Raw genomic sequence first — 15,498 nt, 5'->3', positions numbered from 1 at the left:
ATGACTACAGGCAGTGCTCTGTACATCCCGCCTTATAAGGCAGACGACCAGGATGTGGTCGTCGAACTCAATAACCGTTTTGGCCCTGACGCCTTCACCGCCCAGGCCACACGCACCGGTATGCCGGTGCTGTGGGTGGCGCGTGCCAAGCTTGTCGAAGTCCTGACCTTCCTGCGCAACCTGCCCAAGCCGTACGTCATGCTCTATGACCTGCATGGCGTGGACGAGCGTCTGCGCACCAAGCGCCAGGGGCTGCCGAGCGGCGCCGATTTCACCGTGTTCTACCACCTGCTGTCGATCGAGCGTAACAGCGACGTGATGATCAAGGTCGCCCTGTCCGAGAGCGATCTGAGCGTGCCGACCGTCACCGGTATCTGGCCGAACGCCAGCTGGTATGAACGCGAAGTCTGGGACATGTTCGGGATCGACTTCCCGGGCCACCCGCACCTGACGCGCATCATGATGCCGCCGACCTGGGAAGGTCACCCGCTGCGCAAGGATTTCCCTGCGCGCGCCACCGAATTCGACCCCTTCAGCCTCAACCTCGCCAAGCAGCAGCTTGAAGAAGAAGCTGCGCGCTTCCGTCCGGAAGACTGGGGCATGAAGCGCTCCGGCACCAACGAGGACTACATGTTCCTCAACCTGGGCCCGAACCACCCTTCGGCTCACGGTGCCTTCCGTATCATCCTGCAACTGGACGGCGAAGAAATCGTCGACTGCGTACCGGACATCGGCTACCACCACCGTGGTGCCGAGAAGATGGCGGAACGTCAGTCGTGGCACAGCTTCATCCCGTACACCGACCGTATCGACTACCTCGGCGGCGTGATGAACAACCTGCCGTACGTGCTCTCGGTCGAGAAGCTGGCTGGCATCAAGGTACCGGACCGCGTCGACACCATCCGCATCATGATGGCCGAGTTCTTCCGGATCACCAGCCACCTGCTGTTCCTGGGTACCTATATCCAGGACGTCGGCGCCATGACCCCGGTGTTCTTCACCTTCACCGACCGTCAGCGCGCCTACAAGGTCATCGAAGCCATCACCGGTTTCCGCCTGCACCCGGCCTGGTACCGCATTGGCGGCGTGGCCCACGACCTGCCGAATGGCTGGGAGCGCCTGGTCAAGGAATTCATCGACTGGATGCCCAAGCGTCTGGACGAGTACCAAAAGGCTGCGTTGGACAACAGCATCCTCAAGGGCCGCACCATCGGCGTCGCCGCCTACAACACCAAAGAGGCCCTGGAATGGGGCGTCACCGGTGCCGGCCTGCGCTCGACTGGCTGCGATTTCGACCTGCGTAAGGCGCGCCCGTACTCGGGCTACGAGAACTTCGAGTTCGAAGTGCCGCTGGCGGCCAATGGCGATGCCTACGACCGTTGCATCGTGCGCGTCGAAGAAATGCGCCAGAGCCTGAAGATCATCGAGCAGTGCATGCGCAACATGCCGGCCGGCCCGTACAAGGCGGATCACCCGCTGACCACGCCGCCGCCGAAAGAGCGCACGCTGCAGCACATCGAAACCCTGATCACGCACTTCCTGCAGGTTTCGTGGGGCCCGGTGATGCCGGCCAACGAGTCCTTCCAGATGATCGAAGCGACCAAGGGTATCAACAGTTATTACCTGACGAGCGATGGCGGCACCATGAGCTACCGCACCCGGATTCGTACGCCAAGCTTCCCGCACTTGCAGCAGATCCCTTCGGTGATCAAAGGCGAGATGGTCGCGGACTTGATTGCGTACCTGGGTAGTATCGATTTCGTTATGGCCGACGTGGACCGCTAAGCATGAACAGCACGCTTATCCAGACAGACCGTTTCACCCTGAGTGAAACCGAGCGCTCGGCCATCGAGCACGAGCTGCATCACTACGAAGACCCGCGCGCGGCGTCGATCGAGGCGCTGAAGATCGTCCAGAAGGAACGTGGCTGGGTGCCCGACGGCGCCCTCTACGCCATCGGCGAGATCCTCGGCATCCCCGCGAGCGACGTTGAAGGCGTGGCCACGTTCTACAGCCAGATCTTCCGCCAGCCGGTGGGTCGCCACATCATTCGCGTGTGCGACAGCATGGTCTGCTACATCGGTGGCCACGAGTCCGTGGTCAGCGAGATCCAGAACAAGCTGGGCATCGGCCTCGGCCAGACCACTCCGGACGGCCGCTTCACGCTGCTGCCGGTGTGCTGCCTGGGCAACTGCGACAAGGCGCCGGCGTTGATGATCGACGACGACACATTCGGTGACGTGCAGCCCGCTGGCGTGACCCAATTGCTCGAGGGCTACCCATGACCCTGACTTCTTTCGGCCCGGCCAACCTGATCAAGCGTTCGCCTGAGACCCACCCGCTGACCTGGCGCCTGCGTGACGATGCCGAGCCCGTGTGGCTCGACGAGTACCAGGCCAAGAACGGCTACGCCGCTGCGCGCAAAGCCTTCGCCGACATGGCCCAGGACGACATCGTCCAGACCGTGAAAGACGCCGGCCTCAAAGGCCGCGGCGGTGCAGGCTTCCCCACGGGCGTGAAGTGGGGCCTGATGCCCAAGGACGAATCCATCAACATCCGCTACCTGCTGTGCAACGCGGATGAAATGGAGCCCAATACCTGGAAAGACCGCATGCTGATGGAGCAACTGCCCCATCTGCTGATCGAAGGCATGCTGATCAGCGCCCGCGCGCTGAAAACCTACCGGGGCTACATCTTCCTGCGTGGCGAATACACCACCGCCGCCAAGCACCTCAACCGTGCCGTGGAAGAAGCCAAGGCCGCCGGCCTCTTGGGCAAGAACATCCTCGGTTCGGGCTTTGACTTCGAACTGTTCGTGCACACCGGCGCCGGGCGTTATATCTGCGGTGAAGAAACCGCACTGATCAACTCCCTCGAAGGCCGTCGCGCCAACCCGCGCTCCAAGCCGCCCTTCCCCGCCGCCGTGGGCGTGTGGGGCAAGCCGACCTGCGTGAACAACGTTGAAACCTTGTGCAACGTGCCGGCGATCATCGCCGACGGCGTGGACTGGTACAAATCCTTGGCCCGCGAAGGCAGCGAAGACATGGGCACCAAGCTCATGGGCTTCTCCGGCAAGGTCAAGAACCCTGGCCTGTGGGAGCTGCCTTTCGGCGTGACCGCCCGCGAGCTGTTCGAGGACTACGCCGGCGGCATGCGCGACGGCTACACCTTGAAGGCCTGGCAACCAGGCGGCGCCGGTACCGGTTTCCTGCTGCCCGAGCACCTCGACGCACAAATGTATGCCGGCGGCATCGGCAAGGTGGGCACCCGGATGGGTACCGGCCTGGCGATGGCGGTCGACAACACCGTGAACATGGTCTCGTTGCTGCGCAACATGGAGCAGTTCTTCGCCCGCGAATCCTGCGGCTTCTGCACCCCCTGCCGCGACGGTCTGCCATGGAGCGTCAAGCTGCTGATGGCCCTGGAAAACGGCGAAGGCCGCGAGGGTGACATCGAGACCCTGCTGGGCCTGGTCGGTTTCCTCGGCCCAGGCAAGACCTTCTGTGCTCACGCACCGGGCGCCGTGGAGCCATTGGGCAGCGCAATCAAATACTTCCGCTCGGAGTTCGAAGCCGGCATCGCGCCTACCAGCGCCGCCGTCCCGCCTCTGGCGAGGCCGATCGTAGTCGGCGCGTAACGCTTAAAACAGGCGAAGGGTCCGTGCCCTTCACCTGCTCATGGGCTGACGCCGTAAAGGCTGTGTTGATGCCCATGAATAACAAGATTCCATTAGCCACGCCCGCTGACAACGGGCCAACGAAGAACTTTGAACCATGGCCACTATCCACGTAGACGGCAAAGCGCTCGAAGTCGATGGGGCGGACAACCTGTTACAGGCATGTCTCTCACTCGGCCTCGACATCCCGTATTTCTGCTGGCACCCCGCGCTTGGTAGCGTCGGTGCCTGTCGCCAGTGCGCGGTCAAGCAGTACACCGACGAGAACGACACGCGTGGTCGTATCGTCATGTCCTGCATGACCCCAGCCACCGACAACACCTGGATCTCCATCGACGATGAAGAATCCAAGGCGTTCCGCGCCAGTGTCGTCGAATGGCTGATGACCAACCACCCCCACGACTGCCCGGTCTGTGAGGAAGGCGGTCACTGCCACCTGCAAGACATGACGGTGATGACCGGCCACAACGAGCGCCGCTATCGCTTCACCAAGCGTACCCACCAGAACCAGCAACTGGGCCCGTTCATTTCCCACGAAATGAACCGCTGCATCGCCTGCTATCGCTGCGTGCGCTTCTATAAGGACTACGCCGGCGGCACCGACCTCGGCGTATTCGGCGCCCACGACAACGTGTACTTCGGTCGCGTTGAAGACGGCGTACTTGAAAGCGAGTTCTCCGGCAACCTCACCGAGGTCTGCCCGACCGGTGTGTTCACCGACAAGACTCACTCCGAGCGCTACAACCGTAAGTGGGACATGCAATTCTCGCCGAGCATCTGCCATGGCTGCTCCAGCGGTTGCAACATCTCCCCAGGCGAGCGCTACGGCGAACTGCGTCGCATCGAAAACCGCTTCAACGGCTCGGTCAACCAGTACTTCCTGTGCGACCGGGGCCGTTTCGGCTATGGCTACGTCAACCGCGAAGACCGCCCACGCCAGCCGCTGCTGGCCGATGGCGCCAAGCTGAGCCTCGACGCGGCGCTGGATAAAGCCGCCGACCTGCTGCGCGGCCGTAACATTGTCGGTATCGGTTCGCCGCGTGCCAGCCTCGAAAGCAACTACGCGTTGCGTGAGCTGGTGGGCGCCGAGCACTTCTACTCCGGTATCGAAGCCGGTGAGCTGGAGCGCATCCGCCTGGTCCTGCAAGTGCTGAACGACAGCCCGCTGCCCGTTCCGAACATGCGCGACATCGAAGATCACGATGCGATCTTCGTGCTCGGTGAAGACCTGACCCAGACCGCCGCGCGTATCGCGCTGTCGCTGCGCCAGTCGGTGAAAGGCAAGGCCGAAGACATGGCCGACGCCATGCGCGTCCAGCCTTGGCTCGATGCCGCCGTGAAAAACATCGGCCAGCACGCGCTGAACCCGCTGTTTATCGCAAGCCTCGCTGAAACCAAGCTCGACGATATCGCTGAAGAATGCGTCCATGCGGCTCCAGATGACCTGGCGCGCATCGGTTTTGCCGTGGCCCACGCCCTGGACGCCAGCGCACCGGCCGTCGAAGGCCTGGACGCTGAAGCCGGTGAACTGGCCCAGCGCATCGCCGACGCCCTGTTGGCCGCCAAGCGCCCATTGATCATTGCCGGCACCTCCTTGGGTTCCAAGGCACTGATCGAAGCCGCCGCCAACATCGCCAAGGCCTTGAAGCTGCGCGACAAGAACGGTTCCATCAGCCTGGTCGTGCCGGAAGCCAACAGCCTCGGCCTGGCCATGCTCGGTGGCGAGTCGCTGGACGCCGCGCTGCAAGCGGTGACCGACGGCAACGCCGACGCCATCGTGGTGCTGGAAAACGACCTGTACACCCGCACCGATGCCGCCAAGGTTGACGCTGCGCTGAACGCCGCCAAAGTCCTGATCGTCGCCGACCACCAGAAAACCGCCACCAGCGAGCGCGCCGACCTGGTGCTGCCGGCCGCCACCTTCGCCGAAGGCGACGGTACCCTGGTCAGCCAGGAAGGCCGCGCCCAGCGCTTCTTCCAGGTGTTCGATCCGAAGTACATGGACGCCAGCATCCTGGTCCATGAAGGCTGGCGCTGGCTGCATGCCCTGCGCGCCACCTTGCTGAACCAGCCAATCGACTGGACTCAGCTCGACCACGTCACCGCCGCCGCCGCCGCAAGCGCGCCGCAGCTGGCGCGGATCGTCGACGCCGCACCGTCCGCCGCGTTCCGCATCAAGGGCATGAAACTCGCCCGTGAGCCGCTGCGTTACTCCGGTCGTACAGCCATGCGCGCCGACATCAGCGTGCATGAACCGCGTACCCCGCAAGACAACGACACCGCGTTCGCCTTCTCCATGGAAGGTTATTCGGGTTCGGTCGAGCCCCGTCAGCAGGTGCCGTTTGCCTGGTCGCCGGGCTGGAACTCGCCACAGGCCTGGAACAAGTTCCAGGACGAAGTCGGGGGTCATATCCGCGCTGGCGACCCAGGCACCCGCCTGATCGAGACCCAGGGCGACTCGCTGAACTGGTTCGCTGCCGTACCGCGTCCGTTCAACCCGGCCCAGGGCACCTGGCAGGTTGTGCCGTTCTTCCACCTGTTCGGCAGCGAAGAGAACTCTTCGAAAGCCGCGCCGGTACAAGAGCGCATTCCAGAAGCCTACGTGTCCCTGGCCAAGTCCGAAGCCGACCGCCTGGGCGTCAACGACGGTGCCCTGCTCAGCCTGAACGTGGCCGGCCAGACCTTGCGTCTGCCGCTGCGCATCAACGAAGCATTGGGTGCCGGCTTGGTTGCACTGCCTAAAGGCCTCGCCGGCATTCCACCGGCGATCTTTGGCAAAACCGTTGACGGTCTGCAGGAGGCAGCGCAATGACCTGGTTCACCCCTGAAGTGATCGACGTGATCATCTCGGTCGTCAAGGCCATCGTGATCCTGTTGGCCGTGGTCGTCGCGGGCGCCCTGCTCAGCTTCGTCGAACGTCGCCTGCTGGGCTGGTGGCAGGACCGTTACGGTCCGAACCGCGTTGGCCCATTCGGCATGTTCCAGATCGCTGCCGACATGCTGAAAATGTTCTTCAAGGAAGACTGGACCCCACCGTTTGCCGACAAGGTGATCTTCACCCTGGCACCGGTCGTGGCCATGAGCGCCTTGCTGATCGCCTTCGCCGTTATCCCGATCACCCCGACCTGGGGCGTGGCGGACCTGAACATCGGCTTGCTGTTCTTCTTCGCCATGGCCGGTCTGTCGGTCTACGCGGTGCTGTTCGCCGGTTGGTCGAGTAACAACAAGTTCGCCCTGCTGGGCAGCTTGCGGGCCTCGGCCCAGACCGTGTCCTACGAAGTGTTCATGGGCCTCGCGCTGATGGGCATCGTGGTGCAGGTCGGCTCGTTCAACATGCGCGACATCGTTGAGTACCAAGCGCAGAACCTGTGGTTCATCATTCCGCAGTTCTTCGGCTTCTGTACCTTCTTCATCGCTGGCGTCGCCGTGACTCACCGTCACCCGTTCGACCAGCCGGAAGCGGAACAGGAACTGGCCGACGGTTACCACATTGAATATGCCGGTATGAAATGGGGCATGTTCTTCGTCGGTGAATACATCGGCATCATCTTGATCTCGGCCCTGCTGGTCACACTGTTCTTCGGCGGCTGGCACGGTCCATTCGGCATCCTGCCGCAGTTGGCGTTCTTCTGGTTCTTCCTGAAGACCGCGTTCTTCATCATGTTGTTTATCCTGCTGCGCGCTTCCATTCCGCGCCCACGGTACGACCAGGTGATGGATTTCAGCTGGCGCTTCTGCCTGCCACTGACCCTGATCAATTTGCTGGTGACTGCTGCCGTTGTGTTGTTGAACACGCCAGCGGCCGCGGTTCAGTGAGGATTTGACCCATGTTCAAATATATTGGCGACATCGTTAAGGGTACCGGTACCCAGTTGCGAAGCCTGGTGATGGTGTTCGGTCACGGCTTCCGCAAACGCGACACCCTGCAATACCCGGAAGAAGCGGTGTACCTGCCGCCGCGCTATCGCGGCCGCATCGTGCTGACCCGCGACCCCGATGGCGAAGAGCGTTGCGTAGCCTGCAACCTGTGCGCCGTGGCGTGCCCGGTGGGTTGCATCTCCCTGCAGAAAGCTGAAACCGAAGACGGTCGCTGGTACCCGGACTTCTTCCGCATCAACTTCTCGCGCTGCATTTTCTGCGGCCTCTGCGAGGAAGCTTGCCCGACCACCGCGATCCAGCTCACACCGGATTTCGAGATGGCCGAGTTCAAACGTCAGGACCTGGTGTACGAGAAAGAAGATCTGCTGATCTCTGGTCCCGGTAAAAACCCTGATTACAACTTCTATCGTGTTGCAGGTATGGCCGTTGCCGGTAAGCCGAAAGGCGCCGCACAAAACGAAGCCGAGCCGATCAACGTGAAGAGCTTGCTGCCTTAAGGAAGAAAGATGGAATTCGCTTTCTATTTCGCATCGGGTATCGCGGTTGTGTCCACGCTTCGCGTGATCACCAACACCAACCCTGTGCACGCCCTGCTCTACCTGATCATTTCACTGATCGCCGTGGCCATGACCTTCTTCAGCCTCGGCGCACCGTTCGCCGGTGTGCTGGAAGTGATCGCCTACGCCGGCGCCATCATGGTGCTGTTCGTGTTTGTGGTGATGATGCTCAACCTGGGGCCGGCTTCGGTCGCCCAGGAGCGCGTCTGGCTCAAGCCCGGCATCTGGCTCGGCCCGGTTGTCCTCGCAGCCCTGCTGCTGGGTGAACTGCTGTATGTGCTGTTCGCTCACCAGAGCGGCCAGGCCATCGGCCACACCACCGTAGACGCGAAAGCCGTGGGCATCAGCCTGTTCGGCCCGTACCTGCTGGTGGTCGAACTGGCGTCGATGCTGCTGCTCGCCGCAGCCATCACTGCCTTCCACTTGGGCCGCAACGAAGCCAAGGAGCAATGACGATGCCTGCTATCCCTTTGGAGCATGGTCTGGCGGTCGCCGGCATCCTGTTCTGCCTTGGCCTGGTCGGCCTGATGGTCCGCCGTAACATTCTGTTCGTGTTGATGAGCCTGGAAATCATGATGAACGCCGCCGCACTGGCGTTCATCGTTGCGGGTGCACGTTGGGGCCAGCCGGATGGACAAGTCATGTTCATCCTGGTGATCAGCCTGGCAGCCGCCGAGGCCAGTATTGGCCTGGCGATCCTGCTGCAACTGTATCGTCGCTTCCACACGCTTGATATCGACGCTGCCAGTGAGATGCGCGGATGAACATGATCTTTCTGACTTTCGTATTCCCCCTGATCGGTTTCCTGCTGCTGTCGTTCTCCCGTGGACGCTGGTCGGAAAACCTCTCGGCCCTGGTGGGCGTGGGTTCCATTGGCTTGTCGGCCATCGTTGCCGCCTATGTCATCTGGCAATTCAACGTGGCGCCGCCGGAAGGCGGTCACTACACCCTGGTACTGTGGCAGTGGATGTCGGTGGAAGGCTTCAAGCCTAACTTCGCCCTCTACGTCGACGGCCTGTCGATCACCATGCTCGGCGTGGTTGTCGGCGTGGGCTTCCTGATCCACCTGTTCGCGTCCTGGTACATGCGCGGTGAAGCGGGTTACTCGCGCTTCTTCTCGTACACCAACCTGTTTATCGCCAGCATGCTGTTCCTGGTGCTCGGCGATAACCTGTTGTTCCTGTACTTCGGTTGGGAAGGCGTGGGCCTGTGCTCGTACCTGTTGATCGGTTTCTACTACAGCAACCGCAACAACGGTAACGCGGCACTTAAAGCCTTTATCGTCACCCGGATCGGCGACGTGTTCATGGCTATCGGCCTGTTCATCCTGTTCCAACAGGTGGGCACGCTGAACATCCAGGAACTGCTGGTGCTGGCACCGCAGAAATTCCAGGTCGGCGACTTCTGGATCACCCTGGCCACCCTGATGCTGCTGGGCGGCGCCGTGGGTAAATCCGCGCAACTGCCCCTGCAAACCTGGCTGGCGGACGCGATGGCGGGCCCTACCCCGGTTTCCGCACTGATCCACGCGGCAACCATGGTAACTGCCGGTGTCTACCTGATCGCCCGTACTCACGGCCTGTTCACCCTGGCGCCGGATATCCTGCATCTTGTAGGCATCGTCGGTGGCGTGACCCTGGTACTCGCCGGTTTCGCCGCGCTGGTGCAGACCGATATCAAGCGGATCCTCGCCTATTCGACCATGAGCCAGATCGGCTACATGTTCCTGGCCCTGGGCGTTGGCGCCTGGGACGCGGCGATCTTCCACCTGATGACCCACGCCTTCTTCAAGGCCTTGCTGTTCCTTGCCTCCGGTGCGGTGATCGTTGCCTGCCACCACGAGCAGAACATCTTCAAGATGGGCGGCCTGTGGAAGAAGCTGCCACTGGCCTACGCCAGCTTCATCGTCGGTGGCGCCGCACTCGCAGCCCTGCCGCTGGTGACCGCCGGTTTCTACTCCAAGGACGAAATCCTCTGGGAAGCCTTTGCCAGCGGTAACCAGAACCTGCTGTACGCAGGCCTGGTGGGTGCATTCATGACCTCGCTGTACACCTTCCGCCTGATCTTCATCACCTTCCACGGTGAAGCCAAGACCGAAGCACACGCAGGCCACGGCATCTCGCATTGGCTGCCATTGTCGGTGCTGATCATCCTGTCGACCTTCATCGGCGCGCTGATCACCCCGCCCTTGGCCGGTGTACTGCCGGAAAGCGCCGGCCATGCCGGTGGCGCCGCCAAGCACAGCCTGGAAATCGCCTCGGGCGCCATCGCCATCGCCGGTATCCTGCTCGCGGCCCTGCTGTTCCTCGGCAAGCGTCGCTTCGTGACAGCCGTTGCCAACAGTGGCATTGGCCGCTTCCTGTCAGCCTGGTGGTTCGCCGCCTGGGGCTTCGATTGGATCTACGACAAACTGTTCGTCAAGCCCTACCTCGCCATCAGCCACATGCTGCGTAAAGACCCGCTCGACCAGACCATCGGTTTGATCCCGCGTGCCGCCAAGGCCGGTCACACCGCCCTGAGCCGCAGCGAAACCGGCCAATTGCGTTGGTATGCAGCTTCCATGGCGGCCGGTGCCGTGCTGGTGATCGGCGCCATCGTGGTGGTGGCGGTATGACTATGAACTTTGCGAACTTGCGAAAGGAAACGAGCCCGTCATGATTCTGCCCTGGCTAATCCTGATCCCCTTTATCGGCGGCCTGCTCTGCTGGATGGGTGAACGCTTCGGCGCCACCCTCCCCCGCTGGATTGCGTTGCTGACCATGTCCCTGGAACTCGCACTCGGCCTCTGGCTGTGGGCCCATGGCGACTATTCATTTGCTCCGGCACCGGGTGTCGATCCGACCTTCGCGCTTGAATTCAAGCACGTGTGGATCCAGCGCTTCGGCATCAATGTGCACCTGGCCCTCGATGGCCTGTCGCTGTTGATGATCCTGCTGACCGGCCTGCTGGGTATCCTCTCGGTACTCTGCTCCTGGAAAGAGATCCAGCGTCACGTGGGCTTCTTCCACCTGAACCTGATGTGGATCCTGGGCGGCGTGGTCGGCGTGTTCCTCGCCCTCGACCTGTTCATGTTCTTCTTCTTCTGGGAAATGATGCTGGTGCCGATGTACTTCCTCATCGCGCTCTGGGGTCACAGTTCTTCGGACGGCAAGAAAACCCGGATCTACGCGGCAACCAAGTTCTTCATCTTCACCCAGGCTTCCGGCCTGATCATGTTGGTGGCGATCCTGGGCCTGGTACTGGTCAACTTCAACAGCACGGGCGTGATTACCTTCAACTACGCCGACCTGTTGAAGACCAAGATGTCCCTGACCACCGAGTACATCCTGATGCTGGGCTTCTTCATCGCCTTCGCGGTGAAGCTGCCGGTGGTGCCGTTCCACTCCTGGTTGCCTGACGCTCACGCCCAGGCGCCGACCGCCGGTTCCGTGGACCTGGCCGGTATCCTGCTGAAAACCGCTGCCTACGGCCTGCTGCGTTTCGCCTTGCCGCTGTTCCCGAATGCTTCGGCCGAGTTCGCGCCGATCGCCATGACCCTGGGTCTGATCGGGATTTTCTACGGCGCGTTCCTGGCCTTCGCACAAACCGACATCAAGCGTCTGATCGCCTTCTCGTCCGTTTCCCACATGGGTTTCGTACTGATCGGCATCTACTCCGGCAGCCAACTGGCGCTGCAAGGCGCGGTGATCCAGATGTTGGCCCACGGTGTTTCGGCCGCTGCACTGTTTATCCTGAGCGGTCAGCTGTACGAGCGCCTGCATACTCGTGACATGCGTGAAATGGGTGGCGTGTGGTCGCGCATCGCGTACCTGCCGGCGATCAGCCTGTTCTTCGCTGCTGCATCCCTGGGCTTGCCGGGTACCGGTAACTTCATCGGCGAGTTCCTGATCCTGATGGGTGCCTTCGTGCAGACGCCGTGGATCAGTGCGATTGCTACCTCCGGCCTGGTGTTTGGTTCGGTCTACTCGCTGATCATGATCCACCGCGCCTACTTCGGCCCGGCCAAGTCCGACACCGTCCTGCAAGGGATGGATGCGCGCGAACTGATCATGGTGCTCGGCCTGGCGGTACTGCTGATCTACATCGGCGTGTACCCGCAACCGTTCCTGGACACTTCTGCCGCAACGATGCATGGCGTGCAGCAGTGGTTCGGCACCGCCTTCTCTCAACTCGCTTCGGCCCGGTAAGAGCGCTATGGAATTCACGATCCAACACTTTATCGCGCTTGCGCCGCTGCTGATCACCAGCCTCACCATCGTGGTGGTGATGCTGGCGATCGCCTGGCGCCGCAATCACTCGCAAACGTTCCTGCTGTCCTGTGCCGGTTTGAACCTGGCCCTGCTCTCGATCATCCCGGCCCTCAAGGTCGCACCACTGGCGGTCACGCCATTGATGATGGTCGATGACTTCGCGTTGCTGTACATCGCGCTGATCCTGGTCGCGACCCTGGCTTGCGTCACCCTCGCCCACGCCTACCTCGGCGAAGGCGGCACTGGCTACCCAGGCAACCGCGAAGAGCTGTACCTACTGATCCTGCTGGCTGCGGCCGGTGGCATCGTGCTGGTCAGCGCGCAGCACCTGGCGGGCTTGTTCATCGGCCTGGAACTGCTGTCGATCCCAACCTACGGCCTGGTGGCCTATGCCTTCTTCAACAAGCGCTCCCTGGAAGCCGGCATCAAGTACATGGTGCTGTCGGCGGCCGGTTCCGCGTTCCTGTTGTTCGGTATGGCCCTGCTCTACGCCGAAGCCGGCAACCTGAGCTTCACCGGTATCGGTCACGCCCTGGCGGCCACCAGCATGCCTGCGCCGATTGCCCAGTTGGGCCTGGCCATGATGCTGATCGGCCTGGCGTTCAAGCTGTCGCTGGTGCCCTTCCACTTGTGGACCCCGGACGTGTACGAAGGCGCCCCGGCGCCGGTGGCTGCGTTCCTGGCCACCGCGTCGAAAGTGGCTGTGTTTGCGGTGATGGTGCGTCTGTTCCAGATCTCCCCTGCCGCCAACACCGGTGTGCTGAGCACCGTACTGACCGTGATCGCCATCGCGTCGATCCTGTTCGGCAACCTGCTGGCCCTGACGCAGAACAATCTCAAGCGTCTGCTGGGTTACTCGTCCATCGCTCACTTCGGCTACCTGCTGATCGCCCTGGTGGCGAGCAAAGGCCTGGCCGTGGAAGCCATGGGCGTGTATCTGGTCACCTACGTGATCACCAGCCTCGGCGCGTTCGGCGTGATCACGCTGATGTCCTCGCCGTTCAAAGGCCGTGACGCCGACGCCCTGTACGAATACCGCGGCCTGTTCTGGCGCCGTCCGTACCTGACCGCCGTACTGACCGTGATGATGCTGTCCCTGGCCGGTATCCCGCTGACTGCCGGCTTTATCGGCAAGTTCTACATCGTCGCCACCGGCGTTGAAGCGCACGAGTGGTGGCTGGTTGCCTCGCTGGTCCTGGGCAGCGCCATCGGCGTGTTCTACTACCTGCGCGTGATGGTCACCCTGTACCTGATCGAGCCAAACCTGCGTCGTGTGGATGCCGAGCTGCATTGGGAACAGAAGGCAGGCGGCGTGATGCTGCTGGCCATCGCCCTGCTCGCGTTCTTCCTGGGTGTTTACCCACAACCGTTGCTCACCCTGGTGCAGCACGCGGTGCTGGGCGTTTGATCGCTTAGCGGGATGCAGTAAACAAAACGGCGCCTTCGGGCGCCGTTTTGCGTTTCTGGGGCCGGTGCTTTTACCCTCCTCTACTCAGGGAAATTTCCTCCTCCACCTGCCTCCTTATCTGGCATCTACCCGATGAGGGCCGCCGTATGGTGTTTGCGTTTTAGGAAAGTTCCCACAGCAGGGTCACTTGACCCAAGGCGGGTGGGCCACCAAACTATACGCAGGCTACGTACAGAGCATGGATGCTCTATTTATCGAACTGCCGGCCTTCGAGCGGCATCGCAAGGACTATCTGAGTGACGAGCTTTTCCACGGTTTCCAACAGGCGTTGATGAAGAACCCGGAAGCGGGAGACGTGATCGAGGGAACAGGCGGTTTACGCAAGGTTCGCTTTGTCGACGAACGACGCAACAAAGGCAAGCGCGGTGGCCTGCGGGTCATTGACTACGGGTGGTCGGGCGGCACGCAATTCTGGTTATTCACCCTGTACGGCAAACATGAACAGGACGACCTGACGCCACAGCACAAAAAAGCCCTAAAACACATGCTGGACAGGGAAATCAAAGCGAGAACACATCATGAAACGTGAAATCTTTTCCGAACTGGTCGAAGGCTTCGACGCCCTGGCAAACGAACGCCAAGGCAAAGTCACCCTGCGGACCCACAAGGTTCATCTCAACAACCTGGAGCCGCTCACCGCAGAGGAAGTGGTCGCCGTGCGTCAACAGCTCAACCTCTCCCGTGCCGTCTTCGCCATGTACCTGCGCACCAACACGCGTACGCTGGAAAACTGGGAGCAAGGCCGGGCCAAACCTAATGCCCAGGCCGCCACCCTGATTCGCCTGGTGGCGCGTTTTCCCGAGACCGTGGCACAACTTGCGGCGTTGGGTTGACCTGCAATGACCCCAATAAAAACGCCCCGAACATTCGGGGCGTTTTCCATTACAACGGCGTCAGAATGCGATACCGACCTTGAACCCGTACTCATCACGCTTGAGCTTGGTGTTGTCGGCCACGTCGGAATCACCGTCGAGCTTGTATTCGGTGCGGGTGTAGTACAGGCCTGCCATCACCGGCAAGTCGCCTTTCTGATTCATCAGCAGGCTGACTTCGGCGTATGGGTTGGTGCGGTCCTTGAGGTCCACGGTGTCGCTGCCAACATCATCCACCTTGAGCCTGGTGCGGCCATCGATAGTGCGACGGGCGCCGGCTTCGACGCGCAGGGTCATGTCATCGAACTGGTGGTTGTAGCCCAGGGCCGCCTTGGCGAACGGTGATTTATTGGTGAGCTTCACATCAAGGTTGTTGATTTCCGGCTCGTAGCGGGTCCAGCTGTAGCCACCGCCCACGATCACGTCGACAAAGTTGCGCGCATCCAGCGCGGCGCGCCAGCCGAGATCCAGGTCGGCCTGGCCTTCCTTGAGTTTGTTGTCGCTCTTTTCGCCGTACTTGGCTTCGATACCGGCTTGGTAGATGAAACCGGATTCGGCGGTGAGCTTGTTGCCAAAGTTGTAGAACAGGCCCGCTTCCGGCATGTGGCTCTTGTCGCTTTGGCTGCCGCCTTCGAATTTGAAGTCGTTGTAGCTGCCCAGGATCCCGAAGATGGAAATCGGGTCGGTGGACGGTGCGGCGAACACCGCAGCAGGCGCAGCGACCAGCGCCAGCAGCGAGGAACCCTTGAGAAATTTTCCGAATAGCTTGGACATCGTTTTACATCTCCTTGTCTGG

At 61.6% G+C, this 15,498-nt stretch carries 14 protein-coding genes; 13 read left to right on the top strand and 1 reads right to left on the bottom strand.

The window, feature by feature from the left end; all coding sequences use genetic code 11:
- The 13 genes from nuoC to QCBJ_RS03315 all read left to right on the top strand — a co-directional run bounded on the left by nuoC (position 1) and on the right by QCBJ_RS03315 (position 14,663).
- Positions 1–1,785, top strand: a complete 1,785-nt coding sequence (gene nuoC, locus QCBJ_RS03375; protein WP_012724952.1) for an NADH-quinone oxidoreductase subunit C/D — start codon at positions 1–3, stop codon at positions 1,783–1,785.
- 2 nt (positions 1,786–1,787) lie between these two features.
- Positions 1,788–2,285, top strand: a complete 498-nt coding sequence (gene nuoE, locus QCBJ_RS03370) for an NADH-quinone oxidoreductase subunit NuoE (protein ID WP_003174721.1) — start codon at positions 1,788–1,790, stop codon at positions 2,283–2,285.
- Entirely contained in the window at positions 2,282–3,637 is a 1,356-nt protein-coding gene (gene nuoF / locus QCBJ_RS03365; protein ID WP_003174722.1) for an NADH-quinone oxidoreductase subunit NuoF, read from the top strand. The genes nuoE and nuoF overlap by 4 nt, the downstream gene beginning before the upstream one ends.
- A gap of 136 nt (positions 3,638–3,773) precedes the next feature.
- Positions 3,774–6,488: an NADH-quinone oxidoreductase subunit NuoG gene (nuoG, locus tag QCBJ_RS03360; RefSeq protein ID WP_046035528.1), complete on the top strand. Its 2,715-nt coding sequence runs from the start codon at positions 3,774–3,776 to the stop codon at positions 6,486–6,488.
- Positions 6,485–7,492 carry an NADH-quinone oxidoreductase subunit NuoH gene (gene nuoH / locus QCBJ_RS03355; protein ID WP_012724954.1) on the top strand — a complete coding sequence of 336 codons (1,008 nt, stop codon included), beginning with the start codon at positions 6,485–6,487 and terminating at the stop codon, positions 7,490–7,492. The genes nuoG and nuoH overlap by 4 nt, the downstream gene beginning before the upstream one ends.
- An 11-nt stretch (positions 7,493–7,503) precedes the next feature.
- On the top strand, positions 7,504–8,052 hold the full coding sequence (gene nuoI / locus QCBJ_RS03350; RefSeq protein ID WP_003174725.1) for an NADH-quinone oxidoreductase subunit NuoI: 549 nt from the start codon (positions 7,504–7,506) through the stop codon (positions 8,050–8,052).
- 9 nt (positions 8,053–8,061) lie between these two features.
- Positions 8,062–8,565, top strand: a complete 504-nt coding sequence (gene nuoJ / locus QCBJ_RS03345; RefSeq protein WP_003174726.1) for an NADH-quinone oxidoreductase subunit J — start codon at positions 8,062–8,064, stop codon at positions 8,563–8,565.
- Between the two features lie 2 nt (positions 8,566–8,567).
- Positions 8,568–8,876, top strand: coding sequence for an NADH-quinone oxidoreductase subunit NuoK (nuoK, locus tag QCBJ_RS03340; RefSeq protein WP_003174727.1), 309 nt, complete (start codon positions 8,568–8,570; stop codon positions 8,874–8,876).
- Positions 8,873–10,726: an NADH-quinone oxidoreductase subunit L gene (gene nuoL, locus QCBJ_RS03335; protein WP_012724955.1), complete on the top strand. Its 1,854-nt coding sequence runs from the start codon at positions 8,873–8,875 to the stop codon at positions 10,724–10,726. The genes nuoK and nuoL overlap by 4 nt, the downstream gene beginning before the upstream one ends.
- 40 nt (positions 10,727–10,766) lie before the next feature.
- Positions 10,767–12,299 (top strand): NADH-quinone oxidoreductase subunit M, encoded by a 1,533-nt coding sequence (nuoM, locus tag QCBJ_RS03330; protein ID WP_003232072.1) that lies wholly within the window; start codon positions 10,767–10,769, stop codon positions 12,297–12,299.
- A gap of 7 nt (positions 12,300–12,306) precedes the next feature.
- Positions 12,307–13,770 carry an NADH-quinone oxidoreductase subunit NuoN gene (nuoN, locus tag QCBJ_RS03325; RefSeq protein ID WP_012724956.1) on the top strand — a complete coding sequence of 488 codons (1,464 nt, stop codon included), beginning with the start codon at positions 12,307–12,309 and terminating at the stop codon, positions 13,768–13,770.
- A gap of 238 nt (positions 13,771–14,008) precedes the next feature.
- The gene (locus tag QCBJ_RS03320; protein ID WP_102060134.1) at positions 14,009–14,359 is read left to right on the top strand and encodes a toxin; all 351 of its coding nucleotides are present in this window, start codon (positions 14,009–14,011) and stop codon (positions 14,357–14,359) included.
- Positions 14,349–14,663, top strand: a complete 315-nt coding sequence (locus QCBJ_RS03315; protein ID WP_010209571.1) for a DNA-binding transcriptional regulator — start codon at positions 14,349–14,351, stop codon at positions 14,661–14,663. The genes QCBJ_RS03320 and QCBJ_RS03315 overlap by 11 nt, the downstream gene beginning before the upstream one ends.
- A 60-nt stretch (positions 14,664–14,723) precedes the next feature.
- Here the strand turns inward: QCBJ_RS03315 and QCBJ_RS03310 are convergent, their stop codons facing one another.
- Positions 14,724–15,476 (bottom strand): outer membrane beta-barrel protein, encoded by a 753-nt coding sequence (locus tag QCBJ_RS03310; protein WP_093541531.1) that lies wholly within the window; start codon positions 15,474–15,476, stop codon positions 14,724–14,726.
- Positions 15,477–15,498 lie beyond the last annotated feature (22 nt).

Source organism: Pseudomonas sp. QC2 (genome assembly GCF_002859085.1).
In the GTDB taxonomy this organism is placed as follows: domain Bacteria; phylum Pseudomonadota; class Gammaproteobacteria; order Pseudomonadales; family Pseudomonadaceae; genus Aquipseudomonas; species Aquipseudomonas petroselini.
Note: the sequence above shows the minus strand (reverse complement) of the source record. Positions and strands in the feature narration are given on the sequence as shown.